This is a genomic window from Rhodococcus sp. 05-340-2 (assembly GCF_002258915.1).
Lineage (GTDB): Bacteria > Actinomycetota > Actinomycetes > Mycobacteriales > Mycobacteriaceae > Rhodococcoides.
Genome location: NZ_NOYU01000027.1, coordinates 534,726 through 558,412, shown reverse-complemented (window position 1 = coordinate 558,412; position 23,687 = coordinate 534,726). Strand labels below are relative to the sequence as shown.

At 65.8% G+C, this 23,687-nt stretch carries 17 protein-coding genes; 6 read left to right on the top strand and 11 right to left on the bottom strand.

The genetic code is table 11. The annotated features are described in order from the left end of the window. Window positions 1-3: 3 nt before the first annotated feature. The 6 genes from alaS to CH271_RS17635 all read right to left on the bottom strand — a co-directional run bounded on the left by alaS (window position 4) and on the right by CH271_RS17635 (window position 12,607). Window positions 4-2,670: an alanine--tRNA ligase gene (gene alaS, locus CH271_RS17660; RefSeq protein ID WP_094634348.1), complete on the bottom strand. Its 2,667-nt coding sequence runs from the start codon at window positions 2,668-2,670 to the stop codon at window positions 4-6. Between the two features lie 42 nt (window positions 2,671-2,712). Further along, window positions 2,713-4,122 carry a replication-associated recombination protein A gene (locus tag CH271_RS17655; RefSeq protein ID WP_170946025.1) on the bottom strand — a complete coding sequence of 470 codons (1,410 nt, stop codon included), beginning with the start codon at window positions 4,120-4,122 and terminating at the stop codon, window positions 2,713-2,715. A gap of 49 nt (window positions 4,123-4,171) precedes the next feature. Further along, window positions 4,172-5,341 carry a kinase gene (locus CH271_RS17650; protein WP_037189411.1) on the bottom strand — a complete coding sequence of 390 codons (1,170 nt, stop codon included), beginning with the start codon at window positions 5,339-5,341 and terminating at the stop codon, window positions 4,172-4,174. A gap of 155 nt (window positions 5,342-5,496) precedes the next feature. Next, window positions 5,497-6,396, bottom strand: coding sequence for a transglutaminase family protein (locus tag CH271_RS17645; RefSeq protein WP_094634347.1), 900 nt, complete (start codon window positions 6,394-6,396; stop codon window positions 5,497-5,499). Then, window positions 6,396-9,089: a circularly permuted type 2 ATP-grasp protein gene (locus tag CH271_RS17640; protein WP_094634346.1), complete on the bottom strand. Its 2,694-nt coding sequence runs from the start codon at window positions 9,087-9,089 to the stop codon at window positions 6,396-6,398. Before CH271_RS17640 ends, CH271_RS17645 begins: the two co-directional genes overlap by 1 nt. Before the next feature lie 128 nt (window positions 9,090-9,217). After that, the gene (locus CH271_RS17635; RefSeq protein WP_094634579.1) at window positions 9,218-12,607 is read right to left on the bottom strand and encodes a transglutaminase family protein; all 3,390 of its coding nucleotides are present in this window, start codon (window positions 12,605-12,607) and stop codon (window positions 9,218-9,220) included. Window positions 12,608-12,813: 206 nt separating this feature from the next. Between CH271_RS17635 and CH271_RS17630 the strand changes: the two genes are divergently transcribed. Then, window positions 12,814-13,416, top strand: coding sequence for an RDD family protein (locus tag CH271_RS17630; RefSeq protein WP_252342148.1), 603 nt, complete (start codon window positions 12,814-12,816; stop codon window positions 13,414-13,416). A 125-nt stretch (window positions 13,417-13,541) separates the two neighbouring features. Beyond that, a complete protein-coding gene (locus tag CH271_RS17625) occupies window positions 13,542-14,621 on the top strand; it encodes a hypothetical protein (RefSeq protein WP_094634577.1) in 1,080 nt (359 codons plus the stop codon). 83 nt (window positions 14,622-14,704) lie between these two features. Here the strand turns inward: CH271_RS17625 and aspS are convergent, their stop codons facing one another. Beyond that, window positions 14,705-16,489, bottom strand: coding sequence for an aspartate--tRNA ligase (gene aspS, locus CH271_RS17620; protein WP_037189413.1), 1,785 nt, complete (start codon window positions 16,487-16,489; stop codon window positions 14,705-14,707). Between the two features lie 170 nt (window positions 16,490-16,659). Between aspS and ypfJ the strand changes: the two genes are divergently transcribed. Beyond that, entirely contained in the window at window positions 16,660-17,583 is a 924-nt protein-coding gene (ypfJ, locus tag CH271_RS17615) for a KPN_02809 family neutral zinc metallopeptidase (protein WP_094634345.1), read from the top strand. Between the two features lie 11 nt (window positions 17,584-17,594). Here the strand turns inward: ypfJ and CH271_RS17610 are convergent, their stop codons facing one another. Continuing rightward, window positions 17,595-18,623 carry an Rv2578c family radical SAM protein gene (locus CH271_RS17610; RefSeq protein WP_037189415.1) on the bottom strand — a complete coding sequence of 343 codons (1,029 nt, stop codon included), beginning with the start codon at window positions 18,621-18,623 and terminating at the stop codon, window positions 17,595-17,597. Window positions 18,624-18,746: 123 nt separating this feature from the next. On the opposite strand from CH271_RS17610, the gene CH271_RS17605 reads away from it, so the two are divergent. Continuing rightward, window positions 18,747-19,217, top strand: a complete 471-nt coding sequence (locus CH271_RS17605) for a DUF3237 domain-containing protein (protein WP_037189416.1) — start codon at window positions 18,747-18,749, stop codon at window positions 19,215-19,217. 7 nt (window positions 19,218-19,224) lie between these two features. Here the strand turns inward: CH271_RS17605 and CH271_RS17600 are convergent, their stop codons facing one another. From CH271_RS17600 to CH271_RS17590, 3 genes are read right to left on the bottom strand one after another with little or no spacing between them, the layout of a single operon-like run. After that, complete coding sequence (locus CH271_RS17600; RefSeq protein WP_230596214.1) at window positions 19,225-19,896, bottom strand: hypothetical protein; 672 nt, start codon at window positions 19,894-19,896, stop codon at window positions 19,225-19,227. Further along, the gene (gene hisS, locus CH271_RS17595) at window positions 19,868-21,139 is read right to left on the bottom strand and encodes a histidine--tRNA ligase (RefSeq protein WP_037189417.1); all 1,272 of its coding nucleotides are present in this window, start codon (window positions 21,137-21,139) and stop codon (window positions 19,868-19,870) included. The genes CH271_RS17600 and hisS overlap by 29 nt, the downstream gene beginning before the upstream one ends. A 2-nt stretch (window positions 21,140-21,141) precedes the next feature. Further along, entirely contained in the window at window positions 21,142-21,834 is a 693-nt protein-coding gene (locus CH271_RS17590) for an MBL fold metallo-hydrolase (RefSeq protein ID WP_094634344.1), read from the bottom strand. Between the two features lie 191 nt (window positions 21,835-22,025). Here CH271_RS17590 and CH271_RS17585 point away from each other — a divergent pair, with 191 nt between their 5' ends. Then, window positions 22,026-22,889 (top strand): peptidylprolyl isomerase, encoded by an 864-nt coding sequence (locus tag CH271_RS17585; protein WP_037189419.1) that lies wholly within the window; start codon window positions 22,026-22,028, stop codon window positions 22,887-22,889. After that, window positions 22,886-23,680: a peptidylprolyl isomerase gene (locus tag CH271_RS17580; protein ID WP_094634343.1), complete on the top strand. Its 795-nt coding sequence runs from the start codon at window positions 22,886-22,888 to the stop codon at window positions 23,678-23,680. The genes CH271_RS17585 and CH271_RS17580 overlap by 4 nt, the downstream gene beginning before the upstream one ends. Window positions 23,681-23,687: the final 7 nt, after the last annotated feature.

Sequence of the window (23,687 nt, the reverse complement as noted above, 5' to 3'; positions counted from 1 at the left end):
TCGTCAGTGGGTGAGTTCGGTCAGTCGAGCCCGGGCGGCGTCGATACCGGCTGCGATTCCGGCGACGTCCGATCCCGACCCCTGTGCCAGCTCGGGCTTGCCGCCGCCTCGGCCACCGATGCTCGGACCGAAGGCCGCCACGAGATCGCCTGCCGCGATGCCCGCATCCTGAGCTGCCTTGTTGGTCGAGACCACGAACGGGACCTTGCCGTTCACGGTGCCGAACAGCACCACCACGGCCGGATCCGCGCCCAGCCGGCCTCGGATATCGGTCACCAGGGTGCGCAGGTCGTTGCCGCCGACACCGTCGGGTGCCTGCGCGATCACCGCCCGCAGATCGCCGAACCGCTCGGCCTTTCCGACGAACTCGCCCGCCGAGGCCAGCACGGCAGCGGCCTTGACCGCGTCGAGTTCCTTCTCCGCGACACGCAGACGCTCGACGAGGGTCTCGATGCGAGCCGGGACCTCCTCGGACGGCACCTTCAGCGAGGACGCGATGCCGGCCAGCAGCGCGCGTTCCTTGGCGAGATAGCGGTAGGAATCGAGGCCGACGAATGCTTCGACTCGGCGCACTCCCGAGCCGACCGACGATTCACCGAGAATGGTGACCGGGCCGATCTGCGACGAGTGCTGCACGTGCGTACCACCGCACAGTTCCATCGAGAACGGTCCGCCGATTTCGACGACGCGCACTTCGTCGCCGTAGTTCTCGCCGAACAGGGCCATCGCGCCCATCTTCTTGGCACTGTCGAGGTCGGTGACCATGGTGTTGACCGCGAAGTCCGAACCGACCGCATCGTTGGCGACATTCTCGATGTCGTCGCGCTGCGCCTCCGAGAGCGCGCCCTGCCACGAGAAATCGAAGCGCAGGTAGCCGGGCTTGTTGAGCGATCCGGCCTGGGTCGCGTTCGGCCCGAGGACCTGTCGCAGCGCCGCGTGCACCATGTGGGTACCCGAGTGGCCCTGAGTCGCACCCTTGCGCCACGCGTGGTCGACGTCGACGTGCACGGTGTCGCCCTCGGTGATCTGACCCGACTCGACCACGGACTTGTGCGTCCAGACCTTCTTGGCGATCTTCTGCACATCGTTGACCTTGACGCCGAGGCCCGGTGCGGTGATGGTGCCGATGTCGGCGATCTGACCACCGGACTCGGCGTAGAGCGGGCTGCGGTCGAGGATGATCTCGATGCTCTCGCCCGCAACCGCGGTCGGAACGCGAACACCGTTCTTGATCAAGGCCAATACCGTTGCCTCGGAGCCGAGTTCGTCGAATCCGGTGAACTCGGTCGGCGAACCGTCGACGAAATCCTTGTAGACCGTCAGGTCGGCATGTGCGTGCTTGCGGGCGCGGGCGTCGTCCTTGGCCCGGGTGCGCTGCTCGGCCATCAGCGACCGGAAACCGTCCTCGTCGACCGACAGGCCTGCCTCGGCGGCCATCTCGAGCGTCAGATCGATCGGGAACCCGTAGGTGTCGTGCAACGCGAATGCTTCTGCGCCGCCGATCTTCTTCGCGCCCGACGCCTTGACCGCCTCGGCGGCACCCTCGAACAGCCGCGAACCCGAGGTGAGGGTCTTGAGAAACGCCGTCTCCTCCCCCACTGCGACGGTGAGGATGCGATCGAAGTCGGTGACGAGGTTCGGGTAGGACTCGGCCATCGTGTCGCGCACGACGGTGACGAACTGCGCCATCGTCTCGTCCGGGGCACCGAGCAGGCGTGCCGAGCGCACGATGCGGCGCAGCAGTCGGCGCAGTACGTAGCCTCTCCCGTCGTTACCGGGGTTGACGCCGTCGGAGATCAGCAGCGCGGCGGTGCGGGCGTGATCGGCGATGACGCGGAAGCGCACGTCGTCGTCGTGGTTGGCACCGTAGGCGCGTCCCGAGAGCTCCTCGGCCTTGGCGATCACCGGCCGGACGAGATCGGTCTCGTAGACGTTGTCCACGCCCTGCAGCAGGAAGGCGACGCGCTCGACGCCCATGCCGGTGTCGATGTTCTGCTTCGGCAGCGGACCGAGGATCTCGAAGTCGTCCTTGCTGATTCCCTTGCCGCGTTCGTTCTGCATGAACACGAGGTTCCAGATCTCGATGTACCGATCCTCGTCGGCCTCGGGACCACCCTCGGCACCGAACTCGGGTCCACGGTCGTAGTAGATCTCCGAGCACGGGCCGCAGGGGCCGGGAATGCCCATGGACCAGTAGTTGTCGGCCATTCCTCGACGCTGAATCCGCTCGTCGGGCAGGCCTGCGATCTCCTTCCAGAGTTCGATCGCCTCGTCGTCGTCGAGATATGCAGTGGCCCAGATGCGCTCGGGGTCGAACCCGTACCCACCGTCCTCGACGCTGTCGGTCAACAACGACCAGGCGTGCCGAATCGCGTCGCGCTTGAAGTAGTCACCGAACGAGAAGTTGCCGGCCATCTGGAAGAACGTGTTGTGGCGGGTGGTGATACCGACGTTCTCGATGTCGAGGGTGCGCACGCACTTCTGGACACTCGTCGCCGTCTTGTACGGCGGCGTCTGCTGACCGAGGAAGAACGGCACGAAAGGAACCATGCCCGCGTTGACGAACAGCAGGTTCGGGTCGTCGAGGATCAACGACGCACTGGGTACTTCGGTGTGCCCCGCCTTCACGAAATGGTCGAGGAAACGCCTGCGGATCTCATGGGTCTGCACTGATACAGGTTAGCGTCCGAGACCCTGTGCCGACTCGAGGGCCTATCGGCCTCGGATGATGCGCCGCAGTTTCCCCACCCTGGTCGCGATTTCGCGCTCGGCACCGTGTTCGGTGGGCTCGTAATAGTTCACGCCCACCAGTTCGTCCGGCGGATACTGCTGCCCCAGTACGCCTCCAGGACTGCTGTGCGGGTACCGATACCCGACGGCGTTTCCCAGCCCTTGCGCTCCCTTGTAGTGGCCGTCGCGTAGATGCGGCGGAACCGATCCGGACTTGCCTGCCGCGACGTCGGCCATGGCCGCACCGAGTGCGCCGATCACGGCACCGGACTTGGGCGCAGTCGCCAGGTGAATCGTCGCCTGCGCCAGCGCCAACCGCGCCTCGGGCATCCCGATCATCTGCACGGCGCTGGCAGCGGCCGTCGCCGTCTGCAAAGCCGTGGGATCGGCCATCCCGATGTCCTCGCTGGCGTGCACGACGAGGCGCCGCGCGATGAACCGCGCATCCTCGCCTGCCGTGATCATCCGCGCCAGATAGTGCAGGGCGGCGTCGACGTCGGACCCTCTGATCGACTTGATGAACGCACTGATGACGTCGTAGTGCTGATCTCCGTCGCGGTCGTAGCGCACGGCGGCCTTGTCGACACTGGCCTCGACCGTCGCGAGGTCGAGCGTTCCGTCGGTCGCGGCACCTGCCGCCGCCTCGAGGGCCGTCAACGCTCGTCGGGCGTCACCGGCCGCGAGACGCACCAGATGATCCATCGCGTCCTCGGCGATGGTCACCGCACCGTCGAGTCCGCGCGGATCGTTCGCGGCGCGAGTGAGCAACAACTCGATGTCCTCGGATCCCAGCGGCTGCAACTGCAGAACCAACGATCGGGACAGCAGCGGAGAGACCACCGAGAACGACGGGTTCTCGGTGGTCGCAGCGACCAACAACACGATGCGATTCTCGACGGCTGCCAGCAATGCATCCTGCTGCGTCTTGGAGAAGCGGTGCACCTCGTCGATGAACAGCACCGTCTGCTCGCCCGAGAGAAGTCGCCGTCGCGCCAGTTCGATGACGTTGCGTACTTCCTTGACTCCGGCCGACAGGGCCGACAGCGCCTCGAACTTGCGTCCGGTCGCGCCCGAGATCAACGACGCCAGCGTCGTCTTGCCGGTTCCCGGTGGACCGTAGAGCATCACCGAGGATGCACCGGAGCCCTCGACGAGCCGGCGCAGCGGTGCCCCGGGAGCCAACAGATGAGACTGCCCCACCACCTCGTCGAGGCTCGTCGGACGCATGCGCACCGCCAGCGGGGCGTCGGGCCTGATGTAGGTGGACGTCGGACGGGACTCGGCGACCGTGGCCTCCGGTGCCGCAGGCGTGTCGAAGAGTCCGTCGTCGCCGAACTCGTCGCTTCCCGAGATGTCCCCGCCCGAGATGTCACTTCCGAAACCGCCGCTCACCGGTCGAACGCTACCGATCCGACCGCCGGATGCGCGAACGACGTCTTCCTCAGCGCTCCCACTTCGTGCGCAGCGCGGTTCCGACCGACGTCGCGTACTCGGCGATACCGGTCTCGCCGACGCGCGCAGCACTGTCTGCCAGGACCGCCCACCGCGACATCAGCGCCTGCGACCGCGGAACCGACAGATGGTGAGCACGCGCCGCTGCGATGCGGGTGTGATCGTCGGGCAGGAACCAGTAGGTGCTGAGCCATACCCAGATCAGACGCGCGTCGAGGATCTTGCTCGCCAGCGTCGTGTCGTCGGCCAACGCGGGCCAAATACCCACCACTTCCGAGCGCCACGCGTCGATCATGGCCTGCTCGCGATCGTGCGAGAGCTCGAAGCTGCACAGGCAACCGGGGAACGACGCCAGCGCATAGGTGATGTCGAGGGTGGCGTCACGGAATCCGCCCCACTCGTAATCGAGGAACCGCACACCTTCGTCGTTGACGATGATGTTGTCGGGGCACAGGTCGGACGGGCTGAAGGCACGGAAGGCACCGTGCGCGAACAACCGCCCGCTGCGAGAGACGCGATCGAGAATCGCATCCGGGGTCGTTCCGACGCCGAGGAGATCGGTGAGCAGGCCGGGAACCTCGGCGAGCGCATCGGGTATCTGGGCGGAGATCCCGTCGGTCGAGTCGGGTTGCCCCACCCGGCGCAGGAGAGCCGCGAAGTCGTCCTCGCGGCCGACGGTGGCGGCGTGCATGCGGCCGAGCGCCTGAGCCATGGCCATCAACGAGTTGGTCACCGCGGCTTCGTCCGAGTTGCGCAGCAGAGTGGTGATGGGACTGGCGTCGCCGAGATCGCTGAGAACCAGCAGCCGCGCATCGAGATCGTAGGCGTGCAGCTCGGGTCCTGGCCTGCTGTCCGTGGCCAGAGCGTTGGCGAACTGGTACGACGCCGCCTCGCGAAGGAAGGCACTGGAACCGGAGATGTCGGCCAGCTCGGCGTGCAGTTCCGATTCGTCGGGCAGGTCGCGAACCTGCTTGATCACCAGGGTGCGGGGCAGCTGAAACGGGTTCTCGGAGACTCGAACTCGCAACACGATCGCTTGGCCGCTACCCCCCAGATTCACCGGGTCGATCAACGTCACCGGAGCTCCGGTGCGTTTGGTGAGGAGTCGCTGAGCTGCTGCTACTACCTCTGATACAGGGTCTGCCAGTGTTGCGGTCATCGATGTCCAAGCTACCCGTTCGGTGTGTTCTGCTGTGCCGTCTCGGTGGCTACGAATGAGAAACGATTGTCCGTTTTGCGGCTTTTCGCACGTTGCATTCGCAGATTCGACCAGATGGTCGGTTACCCCCGGGCCACCGAATTATGCAGGGTTCGCTACTGCGGTGCAACGTCCACCGATACGGCGATGGTGCTCTCCTCCGCCTCGGTGTAGATCACCCCTCGCAATGGAGGTACGTCTGCGTAGTCGCGTCCCCACGCCACGGTCGCGTACCGCTCGTCGACCAGCTGATCGTTGGTGGGATCGAAGGCGAGCCAGCGATCGTTCGGCATCCACACCGCTGCCCACGCGTGGGTCGCGTCGACACCGATCATCCGCTCCTTGCCGGGAGGAGGTTCGGTGGCGAGGTATCCCGACACGTACCGGGCCGCCAGACCCTGGGACCGCAAGCACGCGATGGCAAGGCGAGCGAAGTCCTGACACACCCCTGATCGCGCGGCGAGGACATCGACAACGGTGGTCGAGACCGTCGTCGAACCGGAAAGATAGCGAAAATCGGTGAAGATCCGATGTGTCAGATCGACGATGACGTCCGCCAGCGGTCGACCGGGCCAGAAGCTGGGCGCAGCGTAGGCGCGTACCTCGTCGGCGATCTCCGGGGTCGGCAGATCCAGAGCGAACTCCACAGCCGATGCACGGGCCGGATCCGCAGGCACGTTCGCACCGAACAGCGCCATCCGAGCGGACTCCCAGGATGCCGTCGCCGGCCACGACGTGGTCTCGTCCATCGGGCGCGGATACACCTCGACGAGCGAATCTGCCGTGACGACCAACTTCTCGTGATCGTTCGTCACATGGAAGTACACGTCTTCGTTGCCGTAGACATCCACTCCGAAGGACTGGTCCGTGGGTGGCGGCTCCACCGTGACCGACTTCTCCACGCAGTGCTGCCCGTCCATGTCCCGCGGCGCAAGGAATCCCCGCCCGTAGGACGAGGTCACGCGGTCGGAATACGTGTAGGTGGTGATGTGCTTGATTCGGTACCGACGACTCATCACCGCACCCCGTTCGCAGTTCGGATGTTCGAGCTACCCCACAGCGGCTGCGTGCCACCGGGCAACGACATGTGCGTGGCGAGGACGACGCGAGACAATTCCTCGAGTGAGTCGTGGATGCCGTCCACCAGCTCGATCAACTCCACCCGTCGGCCGTTCGCGTCGACCGATTCCAGATCACCCGGGTCGACCCGTCGCAATCGCACCCGCATCTGCTCGACGAGCTGCTCGGGCCGCGACGTACCCGAGGCGTCGGGCAACGAACCCAGGTCGTCTCGAAGCCGATCGAGCTGGTAGACCAAGGCCCGCGGGTTGCCCTCGTCGAACAACAGCAACTGCGCGACGGCTGCCGGACGCGCGCGCCCACTGTTACGTCTGCGGTAGATCACCGAGGACTCCGCCGCGGACAGCACCGAGTCGATGACCGCCTGTTCGGTGGACGGCGTGAGAGCGTGGCTGAGCGTGGCCGAAAGCAGCGCAGTCAGCTGAAGACCACGCTCGATCCGTTTGCCGGCGTCCATCAGATACCAGCCCGCGTCTCGCACCATCGATTCCGACGCCAAGCCGGCCAGCGCGAGCAGACCACGCAGCACACTCGACTGCGACGACGCCAGTTGTGCGCCGTTGTGAACCGGCGACTCGGCCAGCTCCTCGAGCGCGGTGTCGATGCGGTTCAGAACCGCCCAGGTGTCGTTCGAGAGCTGGTCGCGGACCGCGCGCGCCGCCTGCTGCATCCGGTCCACCGATTGCGCCAGCGAACCCATACGTCCCGTCGAGAGCATCAGCGAGCGCATCTCCACGATCGCGTCGCCGCGGTTCTTCTCGTCGAGGAATCCCGGCCAGGTGCGCGAGACCTTCGTGACCGCTTCGAGCAGGATCGGCAGACTTTCGCTGCCTTCGAGCCACGGCATCGAGCGGTAGTCCTGATTGCGTTCGCGCGCAGCGATGAGCAATCGAGTCATGTCCTCGGCACGCTCGCTGTAGCGGCCGAACCAGAACAGGTCGCCGAGTACACGTGGAGAGCTGACGACATCGACGTTGGACGCGGCGTACTGCGGCAACTCCTCCACCGTGGCGGGCGGAGTGTGCGGTGCCGAGTCGGCCGGGGTGACCCGTTCCACCGACTTGACCCACACGTCCTTCGACGCCACCGTTATGAGCGGATCGGTGACCGGTGCGGTGAGCACCACCTGCCCCAGACCGCCGCGCATCGGTGTGTACCCGCCGCGCTGCGCAACCGTGAACAGCCGCATCCCCACTTGTGCTGGGGCCACCGACAACTGGGAACCCGATCCGCCGTCGATCGACGAACCGACCGGAGCCAACGAGAACTCGGGAACTTCCTGCCCGGTCCACTTCCACGGCTCGGCGACGATTCGATTCCACAGCTCCCTGGCTGCGACATCGGTGAGATCGTGCCCCACCACCGTGCGACGTGAGGTGGTCGACCGCAGCACCAGCGAACGCAGCCGATTTCCGATGTGCGAGAGCTGGTTCGGATCACCGCCCCAGTACGTCTGCACCGAACCGAGAATCAGGTCCTCGTCCAACAGGGCACGGCTCAACGCCGGAAGCAACGGAAGCAGAGCCGGGTTCTCGAGCACACCGCTACCGAGGGTGTTCACCACGCTCACGGCCCCGCGCCGCAGCACCTCGACCAGACCGACGACACCCAGGTGTGAATCCGGGCGTAGATCGAGTGGGTCGGCGAACTCGGCGTCGACTCGGCGCAGCACCACATCCACCCGACGCAACTTGCCCAGCGACCGCATCCACAGACAACCGTCGCGGACGACGAGATCGGCATTCTCCACGAGAGGAAAGCCGAGAACCGTTGCCAGATAAGCCTGATCGAATGCCGTCTCGGAATGCGAACCGGGACTGAGCACCACCACGACCGGGTTCTCGGCCGATGCGGGAGCCGCGTCGCGAAGCGCCAATCGCACTGCGCGAGCGAACGTCGAGAGCGGCCTGGGATTGCTGGCCTGGAACAACTCGGGCATCGCGCGCGACATCACTCGCCGATCGGCGAGCGCGTAGCCCACTCCCGACGGTGCCTGCGTGCGGTCGGCGATGACTCGGAATTCGCCGTCGGAACCTCGGGCGACATCGGCGGCGTGCATGAACAGCTGATGCGGTCCCGGAATGGTGATCGCGTGCGCCGTCCGCAGATAGCCCGGGTTGCCGAAGACCAACTCCGGCGGAATCAACCCCCGACGAACGGTTTCCTGGGCACCGTAGATGTCGGTGAGCGCCGCGTCGAGCAGCATCGACCGCTGAACCAAACCTGCTTCCAGACGATCCCACTCGTCGGCCGCGACAACCAACGGAACACTGTCCAACCCCCACCGAACAGCACTGGGCACCGCCTCGCTGCCACCCGACGGAATCGGGTTGTACGTGATGCCGTGGTCGTCGACCAGACGGCTCACCCGCGACTGCAACGTCTGCATGGCACCCGGGCCGGCCTCACGCATCCCGTCGACCAACTCCGCCCAATGCGGACGCACGGCGTCGTCGGCGTCGAGCATCTCGTCGAACCGATCGACGCGACCGCTCACGGCCTCGCGCCGACCGCGATACGCGAGCCAGGGCAACCCGGCTCCGGTCGACACTTCTTCGTTCCTGCCGGCTCCACTCGAAACATCATCGTTCCTGCCGGCTCCACTCAGGGTGGTATCCACGGGCACCATCGAGCCGTTGTTCCTTCCGTCGGTCGATCACACTCCGCCGCCGGGTGACTCCGCTGCCTGCGGAACCACCCGATACGCGTCGGACCGCGATCGCTACCGGTCGACTCGTTCTCCTGTGCAGTCGCGCGTCAGGACGTGATGACTCCGGTCCGGCGCAGGTCGAGCATGCCGGGCGCGGACACATCGATCGCTTGGCGAGCGTGCATCTCGAGCAATCTTGCTACGTCCACCTTGCCCGAGGTGAACCCGCCCTCCTCGAAGCGGCCGTTGCGGCGTGCTTCGGCTTCCACCGAGTTGACGGGAGGCCCCTCGTACGAGCGCCCGCCCGGGTGCACGACGTGGTAGGAGCACCCACCGACCGCGCGTCCGGTCTGCATTTCCACCAGATCGAAACGCAGTGGACTCTGCACCTCGATCGTCGGGTGCAGTGCACTCGGCGGCTGCCAAGCGCGGTAACGCACGCCGGCGACCTGCACGTCCTGACGCTCGGTGCGCAACATCGGCACCGGCACCCCGTTGCACGTCACCATGTATCGGCCCGCGTCGGCTCCGGCGACCTGAACCTGGATTCGTTCCACCGAAGAGTCCACGTACCGCGCGGTGCCCGAGGACGTCGACTCCTCGCCGAGGGTGTTCCATGGCTCGATCGCGCCACGCAATTCGATCTCGGCGTCCCCGACCACGGTGGTACCGATTCGGGGGAAACGGAATTCGGTGAACGGATCGAGCCAACTGGTGTCGAAATCGATGCCGTGCTCACGGAGGTCCTCGACGACACGACCGATATCGTTGATGACGAAGTGCGGCAACATGTACCGACCGTGCAGGTTGGCACCGTGCCGGATGAGAGGTGCTTTCAGCGGGGTGTCCCAGAACCGCGAGACCATCGATCGCACGAGCAGTGACTGCACCATCGCCATCTGATGGTGCGGCGGCATCTCGAACCCGCGCAGTTCGAGCAGTCCCAATCGTCCGCGAGTGGAGTCGGGACTGTAGAGCTTGTCGATGCAGAACTCGGCGCGGTGGGTGTTGCCGGTGATGTCGGTGAGCAGGTGCCGCAGCGCTCGGTCGACGACCCAGGGCGACGCCGATCGGTCGGCCCCGGTCAGTCGCTCGATCTCGCTGAACGCGACCTCGAGCTCGTAGAGCGATTCCTCGCGGCCCTCGTCGGCGCGAGGAGCCTGCGACGTGGTGCCGATGAAGCGGCCCGAGAACAGGTACGACAGCGACGGGTGCCGCTGCCAGTGAGTCAGCAGCGAGACCAGCAGGTCCGGTCGACGCAGAACGGGTGAATCCACCGGCGTCACGCCGCCGAGGGTGATGTGGTTTCCACCGCCCGTTCCACGAGTGGTGCCGTCGTTGTCGAATCCCTCTGTGCTCAAGCGGGACTGACGCGCCTCTAGGTAGAGACGCTCCATCAGCTCGTTCTGTTCGGCCCACGAGGAGGTCGGTTGCACGTTGACCTCGATCACACCGGGATCCGGTGTGACGGTGAGGGTTTGGATACGCGGATCGGACGGCGGACCGTAGCCCTCGATCACGACGGGCGTGCTGATGGTCGACGCCGCCTGCTCGACGCGTGAAACGAGGTCGACGAAGTCGTCCAACCGATCCATCGGCGGCATGAACACGTGCAGGACGCCGTCACGGACCTCGGCGACCAGCGCGGTGACGGCGGTGCCGCCCACCCCGGACGTCTCGTTCACCAACTGCGCGTACCGCGACTCGGCCGGATTCACCGCACGCGGCGGTTGCTGGGTCAGCTGCGGTGTGGGCAGATCCGCCTTGGGAGCGGTGGGGTCCGCCGGGTTCTCGACGGGTCCGCCGTCCCAGGAGATCGCTCGCAGTGGCAGCCGCAGACCCGCGGGAGAATCGCCTTCCAACAACACTATTCGGCCACGGCGCAACTTCCAGTCCGAGCTCTCCCAGCCGGACCCGTCATCGGTACGGGAGATGGGCAGCACGAAGGCCGCAGGCTCGTCGGTGCTGGCATCGAGCCGTTCGAGCAGTCGTTTTCTGGCGTCCGCGGAATCGGCTCCCGGTTCGAGATCCTCGTCGTCGGCGGGCGGGTCACCGTAGGGCTGGCGAACCAGATCCAACAGTTTCACCAACGGGTCCTCGTAGGCGGGACGCGCTTGTGAGGCAGGCAGTCCGAGCGCCTTGACCAACTCGTCGATCAGTTCCTGCGACGCCGAGTTGTCCACCGGCTCCGGGCGCAGATCTTCCGCCAACCAGGGATCGGCGATCAGGTCGGAGTCGTGCCACAGGGCTTGACCGTCGGTGCGCCAGAACAGTCCCACCTGCCACCGCGGCAGCGGTTCACCGGGGTACCACTTGCCCTGACTGCGCTGCACCAGACCGTCCGGTGCGTAGATGGTGCGAAGCCGTTCGGCGAGCACACTGGCCAGCTTGCGCTTGTGTGGGCCATCGGCCGTGGTGTTCCACTCGGGCGCTTCCTGATTCTCGATCGCCACGAACGTGGGCTCGCCGCCGACGGTCAAACGAATGTCCTGATCGAGCATCCGCTTGTCGATCTTCTCGGCTGTCGCCTTGATCGACTCCCACTGCTCGGCGGTGTAGGGCAAGGTCGTTCGCGGATCCTCGTGGACGCGCACGACGGTGTTCGAGAAGTCGAGTTCGGCCTTGCACTTGCTCGTCGCACCGGAGATGGCGGCGGCAGTCGACGGGTGCGGCGTCGCCGACAGAGGGATGTGGCCTTCGCCGGCGAACAGGCCCGAGGTCGGATCCATCCCGACCCAGCCCGCACCGGGGAGATAGACCTCGGTCCAGGCGTGGAGATCGGTGAAGTCCTCCACCGGCCCGGACGGGCCGTCCAACGACTTGACGTCGGAGGACAACTGCACCAGGTAACCCGAAACGAAACGCGCCGCCAGACCCATCTGACGCAGTACCGACACCAGCAACCATGCCGAGTCGCGGCACGACCCGACGGCGGACGTCAGGGTCAGATCAGGGGTCTGCACTCCGGGTTCCATGCGCACGGAGTACCCGACGTCCCCCATGACGGCCTGGTTTGCCATCACGAGAAAATCGATGGTGCGCAACGATTCTCCGCGCTCGACGACGGCCGCCTGCAGCTTCTCCACCCAGGCCGAGACCACCGGGCCGGGTCCGGATCCGGCCTTGCCCTCGTCCACCGGGCGCAGGTACGGCTCGAGGTCGGGAAGGTCGTGCTCTTCGTACGCGAACCCGAAGTGCTCGGCCCATTCCTCGACGAAGAAGTCGAGGGGATTGATCGACGCCATGTCCGCGACGAGTCCGACGGTGATCGACAGATGGTCGGTTCGCTCGGGGAAGACCACCCGAGCGAGGAAGTTTCCGAACACGTCCTGCTGCCAGTTGACGAAATGCTCCGCCGGTTCGATCTTCAGCGAGTACGCCTCGATCGGTGTACGCGAATGCGGTGCCGGTCGCAGCCGAATTTCGTGCGGAAAGATCTTGACGGTGCGGTCGAATTTGTAGCTGGTGCGGTGTTCGAGTGCAACCTTGATGCCCACGGCGAGCCCCTCGTGATAGTCCCGGAATGGGTAGAACACCCAACCCTAGTAGGACCGGGCCCGGTGCGCTCGGCGAGAAATCGTGTCCGAAATGTACTGACCGGGCGGGTGTGTACTGCTTGACACCCTCTTCGTGGTGCGGTTCGCTCAGCGAGAATCGAGTATTCGTTCGACGCACGCCACACTTTGCAACCAAAGGGAATTTCGTGAGCGACAATCCACCCAACGGACCGCAGTACGGCTCGGATCCGAACCAACCCCAGTACCCCACGAATCCGGCGTCCGGTTACCCGCCACCCGGCAACTACCCACCCCCGGGCAACTACCCACCTCCGCCCGTGGGTGGCAACGCGGCATTCGGAATGGGCTCGCAGTTGCCCGGCGGCGCGCAGCCAGGCAGCCTCGGATCACGGTTCGCGGCACGCTTCGTGGACGGGCTGATTCTCGCCGTCGTCCAGTTCGTCCTGTACGTGATTCTGCCGAGCGGGTTCTTCGGAACTTTCCTCCTGGGTCTCGTGTCCGCCGTCCTCGGTTTCGCATACTTCACGCTGCTCGAGTCCTCCCGTGGCCAGACCCTGGGCAAGCAGGCCCTCGGATTGCGCACCCTCGGCGCAGCGGGCGGATTGCCCACTCAGGCCGAGGCAGCCAAGCGCAACGCGTTCATGCTGCTGAACGTGGTACCGCTGCTGGGCAACGTTCTGGTGATCGTGGCGTACATCGTCATTGCGGTGACCATCAACTCGAGCCCGACCAAGCAGGGCAAGCACGACGAGATCGCCGGCGGAACCCAAGTCATCAGCATCTCGTAACAACCCGTCCACGCACGAGCGGACCTCCGACATTCCAGGAGGCCCGCTCGTCTGCGTTCGGGTGTTCCCGGGCCTCGGTGCCCCAGAGCACCCCACTCGTCTCGACCACAGACCAGGAGAACGACGTGAGCGACAACTCGACCGACGAACCGCGGCCCGGCGAGGGATCCGATCCCGACCGCCCCGAAACGCCGAACACTCCCCCGCCGAACACGGGAAACACTCCACCGCCTCCTGGTGGTCGGTACCAGCCCCCGCCCGGAAACTACCCGCCTCCCGGCGGCTACCCATCTCCGGACAACTACCCACCGCAGGGCAACTACCCGCCGCAGGGTGGTTACCCACAGCAGGGTGGTTACCCGCCTCCCGGTGGCTACCCACCCCCGCCCGGAAACTTTCCACCGCAGGGCGGCGCACCCGGCGGCTATCCGCCGCCTCCCGGGGCGTACCCACCGCCTCCCGGCAATTACGGAAATTACGGCAACCAGGGGTACGGGCACACGCCCCTGGGTCCCAATCCCGGTCGTCTGGACGCAGGCGCGGCGCTGAGCTACGGGTTCGCGAAGTTCAAGGCCAACGTCGGCCCGTGGCTGGGCATCACCGCCATCGTCTGGGCCGTCAGCGCTATCGGACTCGCCGTGATCTTCGTCTCGACGTTCAGCGCAGCAATGGCAGCCGCCGACGCCGGCGACACGACCTTCACGACCACGACATCCGGGGTGGCCATCGTCATGACGGCCATCGCCACGTTCGCGTCGTATTTCGTCAACGCCGCCTATGTTCGCGGAGCTTTGGACGAGACCGGTGCACCCGAGAAGCCGTCTTTTGGGCGGTTCTTTCAACTCACCAACGTCGGGCAGATCGCCATCCTGGCGTTGATCTGGACCGTCGTCAGCGTGGTGTTCAGTTTCATCCCGTTCCTCGGAACGGTTCTTCTGATCGTGATCGGCTTCCTGGCCAACTTCGCCCTGACGTTCCTGATCGATCGGAACCAGTCGGCGATCGAATCCATCAAGTCCAGTGTCGACCTGACCGTCAAGAACTTCGGCCCGCTGCTGCTGCTCCTCCTGCTGTTGGCCGCGATCAACATCGTCGGTGCTCTGCTGTGTGGCCTCGGTTTGCTCTTCACCATTCCGATTTCGGTGATCGCCACCAACTACGCGTACCGCGTCTTAACCGGCGGTCCGCTGTCCCCCGCACGCTGACCCGACTGCTCCCGAACTACTCTCGAACAGACGAATGTCCCCGTGGCGCAGAGCGTTACGGGGACATTCGTCTTCGAACCTTCTCAGGCTTCGGCCGGTTCTTCCTTCTTCTCCGGCTTGAAGTCGACGCCCGATTCCTTACGCTGCTGCGGCGTGATCGGTGCGGGTGCGTCGGTCAACGGGTCGATGCCGCCTCCGGACTTGGGGAACGCGATGACCTCACGGATGGAATCGACTCCGGCGAGCAGCGCAGTGATGCGATCCCAGCCGAACGCGATGCCGCCGTGCGGCGGTGCGCCGTAGGAGAAGGCATCGAGGAGGAAGCCGAACTTCTCCTGAGCTTCTTCCTTGCCGATACCCATGATCGCGAACACCCGTTCCTGAATGTCCTTGCGGTGGATACGAATACTGCCACCGCCGATCTCGTTGCCGTTGCAGACGATGTCGTAGGCGTAGGCCAGAGCAGATCCGGGGTCGGTGTCGAACGTGTCCATCGACTCCGGCTTGGGCGACGTGAAGGCGTGGTGCACTGCAGTCCACGCACCTGACCCGACGGCCACGTCGCCACTGGCGGTGGCGTCGGACGTGGGCTCGAACAACGGAGCGTCGACGACCCACACGAACGCCCATGCCTCCGGGTCGATCAGGTCGAGCTTGCGAGCGATCTCGCCGCGCACTGCACCGAGCAATCCACGTGATGCCTTGACCGGGCCCGCGGAGAAGAAGATCGCGTCGCCGTTGTTCGCACCGACGTGTGCTGCAAGGCCGTCGCGTTCGGCGTCGGTCAGGTTCTTGGCAACCGGGCCGCCCAGCGTGCCGTCCTCACCGACGAGAACGTACGCGAGGCCCTTGTGGCCTCGCTGCTTGGCGAATTCCTGCCACCGGTCGAGCTGCTTTCGGGGCTGGCTCGCGCCACCGGGCATGACGACCGCGCCGACGTACGGGGCCTGGAACACTCGGAACGTGGTGTCGGAGAAGAAGTCCGTGCATTCGACCAGTTCGATGTCGAAGCGGAGGTCGGGCTTGTCCGAACCGTAGCGACGCATCGCCTCGGCGTAGGTGATCCGTGGAATCGGAGCCGTGAAGTGGTGGCCGACGAGCTTCCACAGCGAGGCCAGGATCTCCTCGGCCAGCAGGATGACGTCGTCCTGGGTGACGAAGCTCATCTCGACGTCGAGCTGCGTGAACTCCGGCTGACGGTCGGCGCGGAAATCCTCGTCTCGGTAGCACCGAGCAATCTGGTAGTACCGCTCGATGCCGCCGACCATGAGCAGCTGCTTGAACAGCTGCGGACTCTGCGGCAGAGCGTAGAAGCTACCCGGCTGCAACCTCGCCGGCACCAGGAAGTCGCGGGCACCCTCGGGGGTGGATCGCGTGAGCGTCGGAGTCTCGACCTCGACGAACTCGTGATGCGCGAGCACCGATCGGGCCGCGGCGTTGACGTGCGAGCGCAGGCGAATGGCACGCCCGGGGCCCTCACGACGCAGATCGAGGTAGCGGTACTTCAGACGCGCTTCTTCACCCGGCTGGTCGTCGAGCTGGAACGGCAGCGGTGCGGCCTCGGACAGAACCTCGATCTCGGAGGCCTCTACCTCGATCGCGCCGGTCGGGATCTCGTAGTTGGCGTTACCCTCGGGGCGGCCTTCGACCTTGCCGGTCACCTTCACGACGTATTCGGCGCGCAGGCGGTGCGCCTGCTCGAGTGCTGCTCCCTCGCGGAAGACGACCTGGGACACACCGGACGCGTCGCGCAGATCGATGAAGATGACGCCGCCATGATCGCGTCGGCGGGCCACCCATCCCGTCAGCGTCACGGTTCGGTCGACGTGCTCGGGGCGTAATGAGCCGGCGAGGTGGGTGCGCAGCACGGGTGTCCTTTCGAGAAAAATCCGCTGATCGTGTTCTTCGCTCACCGATCCTACGGAGCACATGACCGTAGAAGGAAACGAGATCGCGCCGCGGCGTGCGAAGCTATGGCCGACAGCAGCGATGTGTGTTCTCGCCACAGGGTGGGAGCTCGGCGGAGAGGAACTCGGGCATGACCTTCAGAGAAGGTTCGCGGATGGAGCGGGGTCGAGTCTCCGTCGGCGGCAGCGGTGGCGGCGGACGCGGTGGCAAACTCGCCATCGGCGGTGGTGCAGGCGGCCTGATCATCATCGTCATCGCACTGCTCTTCGGCGGAGATCCCGGCTCGATTCTCAATCAGATCAGTGGCGGCGACAGCTCTGCAGGGCAGGTCGACTCCGGTGCCTCGGGGACCCTCGAGGGCTGCGAGACAGAGGCGGAAGCGAACAGCAAGATCGACTGCCGTATCGGATTCACGGTATCGAGTCTGGACACCGTCTGGGAATCTCAGCTGCAAGCGCAGACCGGTGTCGCTTACGTTCAACCCGGCGTGAATCTGTTCTCGGGAGCAACCAACACCGGCTGCGGCAACGCCACCAGCGCCGTCGGGCCGTTCTACTGCCCGGCCGATTCCACCGCCTACTTCGATACGAGCTTCTTTCAGGTTCTCGTCGACCAGTTCGGCTCCAGCGGCGGCCCGCTGGCGCAGGAGTACGTGGTGGCGCACGAGATCGGCCACCACCTGCAGAACCAACTGGGCGACATCGGCCGCGCCCAGGCCGATCCGCAGGGACCCGAGTCCGGTGGCGTCAAAGTGGAGTTGCAGGCCGACTGCTACGCGGGAATCTGGGCGCACTACGCAGCCGACACCGTCGACCCGGACACCGGGGTTCCGTTCCTCGAGCCGCTGACCACCACCGACATCGACGACGCCCTCTCCGCGGCATCGTCGGTGGGCGACGACCGAATTCAGCAGGCATCCACGGGCAGCGTCAACCCCGAGGGCTGGACTCACGGTTCGTCCGCGCAGCGACAGGCGTGGTTCACCGCGGGCTACGAGACCGGACAGGTGGCGGCCTGCGACACGTTCGCGGCACGCGATCTGAACAATCCCTGAACCGGCACCGATCAGAACAGGGTGAGAGCGGGCCCCGAGGTCACCAGTTCTCGGGAATCGGCCGGCTCGTTGGCGGGCAGCGAGCGGGTCTGCTCTGCGGCGAACCCGTAGGTGTCGAGCAGCGGATCGATTCTGGCTTTCAGCCACTGCTTGTACTCGGGAGTCACGTACGCCCCGTGTCCGTAGAGCTGACGGTATCGACGCACCAACGCGGGGTGTTCCTTCACCAGCCAGCTCATGTACCAGTCCTTGGTGCTCGAACGCAGATGCATCGGCAGGGCCGTCACGGTCGTCGCACCGGCCTCGGCCAGGGCACCGATCAGACCGTCCAGTTGCTTGGCCCCGTCGGTGAGAAACGGAATGACCGGTGCCACCAGAACCCCGCAGTCCAGTCCCGCATCACGTACCGCACGAATGAGGTCCAATCGCGCTCGCGGACTGGGGGTTCCGGGCTCGAGCTGCTTCTGTAGGTCGGCGTCGTGAATGGCCAGGCTGATGCTCACCTGCACGTCGACCTGCTGCGCGGCGAGCGTCAACAGGGGCAGATCACGCCGCAGCAAGGTGCCCTTGGTGAGAATCGAGAACGACGTGCCCGATTCGGTCAGTGCCCGAATGATGCCGGGCATCAACCGATATCGACCCTCCGCGCGTTGGTAGGGGTCGGTGTTGGTACCGAGGGCCACCGGCTCCCGTTTCCACGACCGGCGTGAGAGTTCCTTGCGCAGTACCGCCGCCACGTTCGTCTTCACGACGATCTGCGTGTCGAAATCGTTGCCGGAGTCCAGATCCAGATATTCGTGCGTCGGGCGAGCGAAGCAGTACCGGCATGCGTGTGAGCACCCACGCATCGGATTGACGGTCCAGGAGAACGGCACCTGCGATTCGCTCGGCACCTCGTTCAGGGCGCTCTTGCACAGCACCTCGTGGAAGGTGATGCCCTCGAACTCGGGCGTCTGCACGCTTCGGACCAGCCCGGACCGCTCGAGCCCCGGGAGCGCCCCGTCGTCCGCGGCGTCGAGAGTCTGACCGGCCCATCGCATGCACACAGTCGAACATTTGTTCTATGTCGTGTCAAGGCCGGCCGACCCCGCCGGTACCCGCTCGGGTGTGGTCACCGGAGGGCGATAGCGTAGGCCCACAGTCGATCCTAGGAGTGCACCGCCGTGACCGCCCCGAACACACCGACCCTCGAACCCATTCTGCGTCTCGGCCTCACGCTGGGACCGGGAATCGACATCGGTTCGGTACCCGCCGGTGAGCGGGTGGTCACCACCGTGCTCGGCGGCGCAGCTCCCGGCCCCGACATCGAGGGCACCCTCGCAGCAGGGTCGACCGTCGTCAGCGTCACTCGGCCGGACGGATGCACCGAGTTCAGCAGCGATCTCGTTCTCGAATTGGCGACCGGCGGTTACCTCTCGCTCGACTACCGCGGGGTTCAGTTCGGGCCTGCCGACGTCATCGACGCTCTGAACGATCCCGAACGTGAGGTCGATCCCGCCACCTACTACTTCCGCGGCACCCTCAGCGTGTCGACCGCAGTTCCGAAGTTCACCTATCTCAACCGCGCACTCGTCGTCACGTCCGGATCTCGCTCCGCCGAAGCCGTCGTGCTCGACGCCTTCCTGGTCACCTGACCACGACTCAGTCGAGCAGCTGAGCGACCTCACGGTCGGTCAGCGTCGCCTGCGGAGTTCGTCCTTTGCTCCGGACGAGTTCGACGGCGCGGTAGAGCGGCCGTTGGTCGAGTCCGGCGTCGCGTGCCTCGGCGCGCAGCTGATCCACCAGCACCGATGCGATCGCCGCGGCAGGCACCAGCTCGGTGGTCCACAGGGAGTCGGCGAGGGTGCGTAACGCGAGAATCGGCAGTTCACGGCCCCCATCCCTGGTGTAGAGCGCTAGGGGAAGCACGATGTGGGTACGCCCGTCGTAGAGCCGCAGCGAGATCTGATCGATTCCGGCCGTCCGAATCGTCAGTTCGGCCGTCACCACCTCCGGCATCTTCAGCCGGCGAGTGCGCAACCCCCGCGCGCACAGTTGCGGGCCGTCGAGCCACACCCGTCGGCGCAGACCGAGCCAACCCGACAGTACTGCGGGACCGCCGACGATCACCCCGACGAGAACTGCAACCCATACCGGCGCGAACAGCGCCAGGACGACGGCGAGAAGAATCCCGATCGCGGCCGACCCGACGATGATCTTGCGCAGGCGCGGTGCCAGGAACTCCACCGAGACCAGGTCCAGGGCTACCGGCCCCGCATTGGACCCGGAGTCACCGGGCCGAGGATCACCGGCCAAGGCGCGCTCCGAGGGCATCGACCACGTCGGCCATCGGAACGGTCTCCTGCTCGCCGTTCGAAAGGTCTTTCATCAGAACCGATTCCGCAGCCAATTCCTGGTCGCCGAGCACCAACGCGAACCGCGCGCCGGATCGGTCGGCGGCCTTCATGGCACCCTTGATTCCGCGATTTCCGTAGGCCATGTCCACGGCTATTCCTCGTTCGCGAAGCTGAGCCGCGATGTCGACGATCGCCAGCTTGGCACCGGCCCCCATCGGAACGCCGAAGACCTGGCATCGTGCCGTCGCGCCCGCGGTCTTGCCCTCGGCGGCGAGTGCCAGCACTGTGCGATCGACGCCGAGACCGAACCCGATTCCGGAGAGCGCCTGCCCACCGAGCTGTTCCATCAATCCGTCGTAGCGTCCACCGCCGCCGATGCCCGATTGTGCGCCGAGCCCGTCGTGCACGAATTCGAACGTCGTCTTGGTGTAGTAGTCGAGGCCACGCACCATCCGCGGATTCACCAGGTACGGAACGTTCATCACGTCCAGGTATGCCAGCACTTCGTCGAAGTGTTCCTTCGCCGAATCGGAGAGGTGATCGAGCATCAACGGCGCGTCCGCGGTCATTTCACGCACCTCGGGCCGTTTGTCGTCGAGCACCCGCAGTGGGTTGATCTCGGCACGTCGACGCGTGTCCTCGTCGAGGGGAAGGGCGAACAGGAACTGCTGCAACAGCTCTCGGTACTGCGGGCGGCAGGTGTCGTCACCGAGCGAGGTGATCTCGAGTCGGAACCCGGTGAGCCCGAGGGCACGGAAACCGGCATCGGCCACGGCGATGACCTCGGCGTCCAGCGCCGGGTCGTCGACGCCGATCGCCTCGACACCGACCTGCTGCAGCTGCCGGTACCGCCCGGCCTGTGGGCGCTCGTAACGGAAGAACGGCCCGGCGTAGGCGAGCTTGACCGGCAGTGCTCCCCGATCCAGACCGTGCTCGATCACCGCGCGCATGACCCCTGCGGTGCCCTCGGGGCGCAGCGTCACCGATCGGTCTCCACGATCGGCGAACGTGTACATCTCCTTGCTCACCACATCGGTCGACTCCCCGACCCCGCGGGCGAACAGGCCGGTGTCCTCGAAGATCGGCAGTTCGATGTGGCCGTAGCCGGCGTTGCGGGCCGCGTCGAGCAGCCCTTCGCGAACGGCGACGAACTCGGCCGAGTTCGGGGGAAAGTAATCGGGAATCCCCTTGGGGGCGGAAAAGGCGGTCGGCTTGCTCACGCTCACAGCTTTCCTTGCTCGGGGTCGGTGAGTCCAACGAGGAACGGGTTGGACCCGCGCTCCTGGCCGATCGAGCTCTGTCCGCCGTGCCCCGGGAGCACCACCGTGTCGTCGCTCAGCGGTAGCAGCCGAGTCGCGATGGACCTCAGCAGTTGGTCGTGATCGCCGCCGGGCAGATCGGTGCGCCCGATCGATCCCGCGAAGAGGGTGTCCCCGGTCAGGGCCAGCGGAACCGATCCGTCGGGCCCGTCGGCATGGGCGAGGAACAGCACCGACCCCTGGGTGTGCCCGGGAGTGTGCACCACCGTGAATTCGATGCCGGCCAGCTCGAGCCGTAGACCGTCCGTGAGCTCGATCACCTCGGCCGGTTCGTGGAACTCGAGGTCGCCGAGCACTGCCGCCAACGTCGGACCCGTTCCCTTGATCGGATCGGACAGCATGTAGCGGTCCTCGGGTGCGATGTACGCCGGGATGCCGTACTTTGCGCAGATCGGCTCCACCGACCACGTGTGGTCAAGATGACCGTGCGTGAGCAGTACTGCGGTGGGGGTGAGCGAGGACTGCGTCAGGAAGTCGATCAACGGATCAGCGGCGTCCTGACCGGGATCGACGACGACACACTCGGACGCGTCGTCCTGGGCCAGGATGTAACAGTTCGTCTGAAACATGCCTGCGGGGAATCCGGTGACGAGCAAGACAAACGCTCCTAAAGGCTGAGGCCGAAGTACCGAGCAAGCTTAGTGGGGCCGCTCCCGCCGGGTCCCCCCAGCATGCTCTCAGGCAGTGATGGCAAACTCGCGTTGGCCGATTCTCGGCCGTTTACCACACGATCGGTCCGTGCAGCGAGCGGGCGAGGTCGTTTTTCGACAAGCGGGAGGAACACGAATTGCCCAGCAACGAGCAACGGCGCGAGGCTGCCAAACGAAAGCTCGAACGCCAACTCGTACGCCGCGCCGAGCGAGCGCGACGTCGTAAGCAATTGACGATCGCCGGTTCCATTCTCGGTGTCGTCGCGGTCGTGGCCGTCGTCTCGGTCGTGTTCGTGGTGACCCGCGGTGACGACGATGCGAGCACCGCCCAGGAATCGACGACGTCGGCGCCCGCCGATTCGATCATCGCAGCAGGGCGCACCGAGCCGCTGCCCGAGACGGTGAACTGCTCCTATCCCGCCGCGACACAGCCTGCGGCCAAGGAGAACACTCCCCCGCGCACCGACAACGTCCCCACCAGCGACGAGCCGCTGAGCTACAGCATGACCACGTCTGCGGGGAACATCGGGCTGACGCTGAACAATCCCGAGTCTCCGTGCACGGTCAACAGTTTCGTCTCGCTCGCCAATCAGGGCTACTTCGACGGCACCACCTGCCATCGACTCACCACGGGCGCGGGCCTGCAGGTTCTGCAGTGCGGCGATCCCACGGGCACCGGCTCCGGCGGACCGGGCTATCAGTTCGCCGACGAATTCCCCACCGATACCTATGCCGAGGGCGACCCCGCTGCTCAGACCCCGATCTCCTACCCACGCGGAACGTTGGCCATGGCCAACGCAGGCCCGGGTACCAACGGCAGCCAGTTCTTCCTCGTCTACGGCGATTCGGAACTGCCGCCCGCCTACACCGCGTTCGGCACCATCGACGAGACCGGACTCGCCACTCTCGACGCCATCGCAGCCAAGGGAGTGGAGGGCGGCGCATCCGACGGAGCCCCCGCCGAACCGGTCGACATCACGTCCATGCTGAGCGACCTGTGAAGCGCACCTCGGCGCTGACGATCGCGGTCTCGGCCACCGCGCTGGTACTCGCAGGGTGTTCCAGTTCGGCCGAACCGACAGCTGCACCGGCCACCACACCGTCGTCGACAACGACGACGACCACCGCATCACCCGCGCCGCGGCCTGCCCTCGATCTGTCCCGTTTCGGCGCGTTGCCGCCCGTGCCGCAGCCGACGACCGACACGGTGTCCTGCTCGTATCCGGCCGAGTCCCCGGCCGCCAAGGAGGTCGAGGCTCCCGCGACCGACAACATCGACGTGTACGGAAACGTCGATGTGACGTTGTCCACCAATCAGGGTCCGATCGACATCACGCTCGACCGGACGCAGGCACCGTGCACCGTCAACAGCGTCGTCGGCCTCGTCCAGCAGGGATATTTCGACGGCTCGCCCTGTCACCGTCTGACGACGTCACCGGGCCTCGAGGTGCTGCAGTGCGGTGACCCGTCCGGGTCCGGTCGAGGCGGACCGGGATACACCTTCGCCAACGAGTACCCCACCACCGCGTACACCGACGATCCGGCGCAGGCCGAGAATCCGGTGGTCTACCCCCGCGGAACGCTGGCCATGGCCAATGCAGGCCCCGATACCAACGGCAGCCAGTTCTTCCTCGTGTACGCCGATTCGGTGCTGCCGCCGCAGTACACGGTGTTCGGCACCATCTCGGACGCCGGTCTGCAAACCCTCGACGCCATCGCAGCGGGCGGGGTCACAGGTGGCTCCGAGGACGGTGCACCGGCGAATCCGGTGATCGTGGAGTCCGCAGCCTGAGTTCAGA

Bases quoted from the DNA above. Each gene is read 5' to 3' on its own strand.
- CH271_RS17645 (WP_094634347.1), bottom strand. From the start codon at position 6,396: ATGAGTCGTCGGTACCGAATCAAGCACATCACCACCTACACGTATTCC.
- CH271_RS17650 (WP_037189411.1), bottom strand. From the start codon at position 5,341: ATGACCGCAACACTGGCAGACCCTGTATCAGAGGTAGTAGCAGCAGCT.
- CH271_RS17610 (WP_037189415.1), bottom strand. From the start codon at position 18,623: ATGCGATGGGCCGGTCAGACTCTCGACGCCGCGGACGACGGGGCGCTC.
- CH271_RS17600 (WP_230596214.1), bottom strand. From the start codon at position 19,896: ATGCCCTCGGAGCGCGCCTTGGCCGGTGATCCTCGGCCCGGTGACTCC.
- ypfJ (WP_094634345.1), top strand. From the start codon at position 16,660: ATGACCTTCAGAGAAGGTTCGCGGATGGAGCGGGGTCGAGTCTCCGTC.
- CH271_RS17640 (WP_094634346.1), bottom strand. From the start codon at position 9,089: ATGGTGCCCGTGGATACCACCCTGAGTGGAGCCGGCAGGAACGATGAT.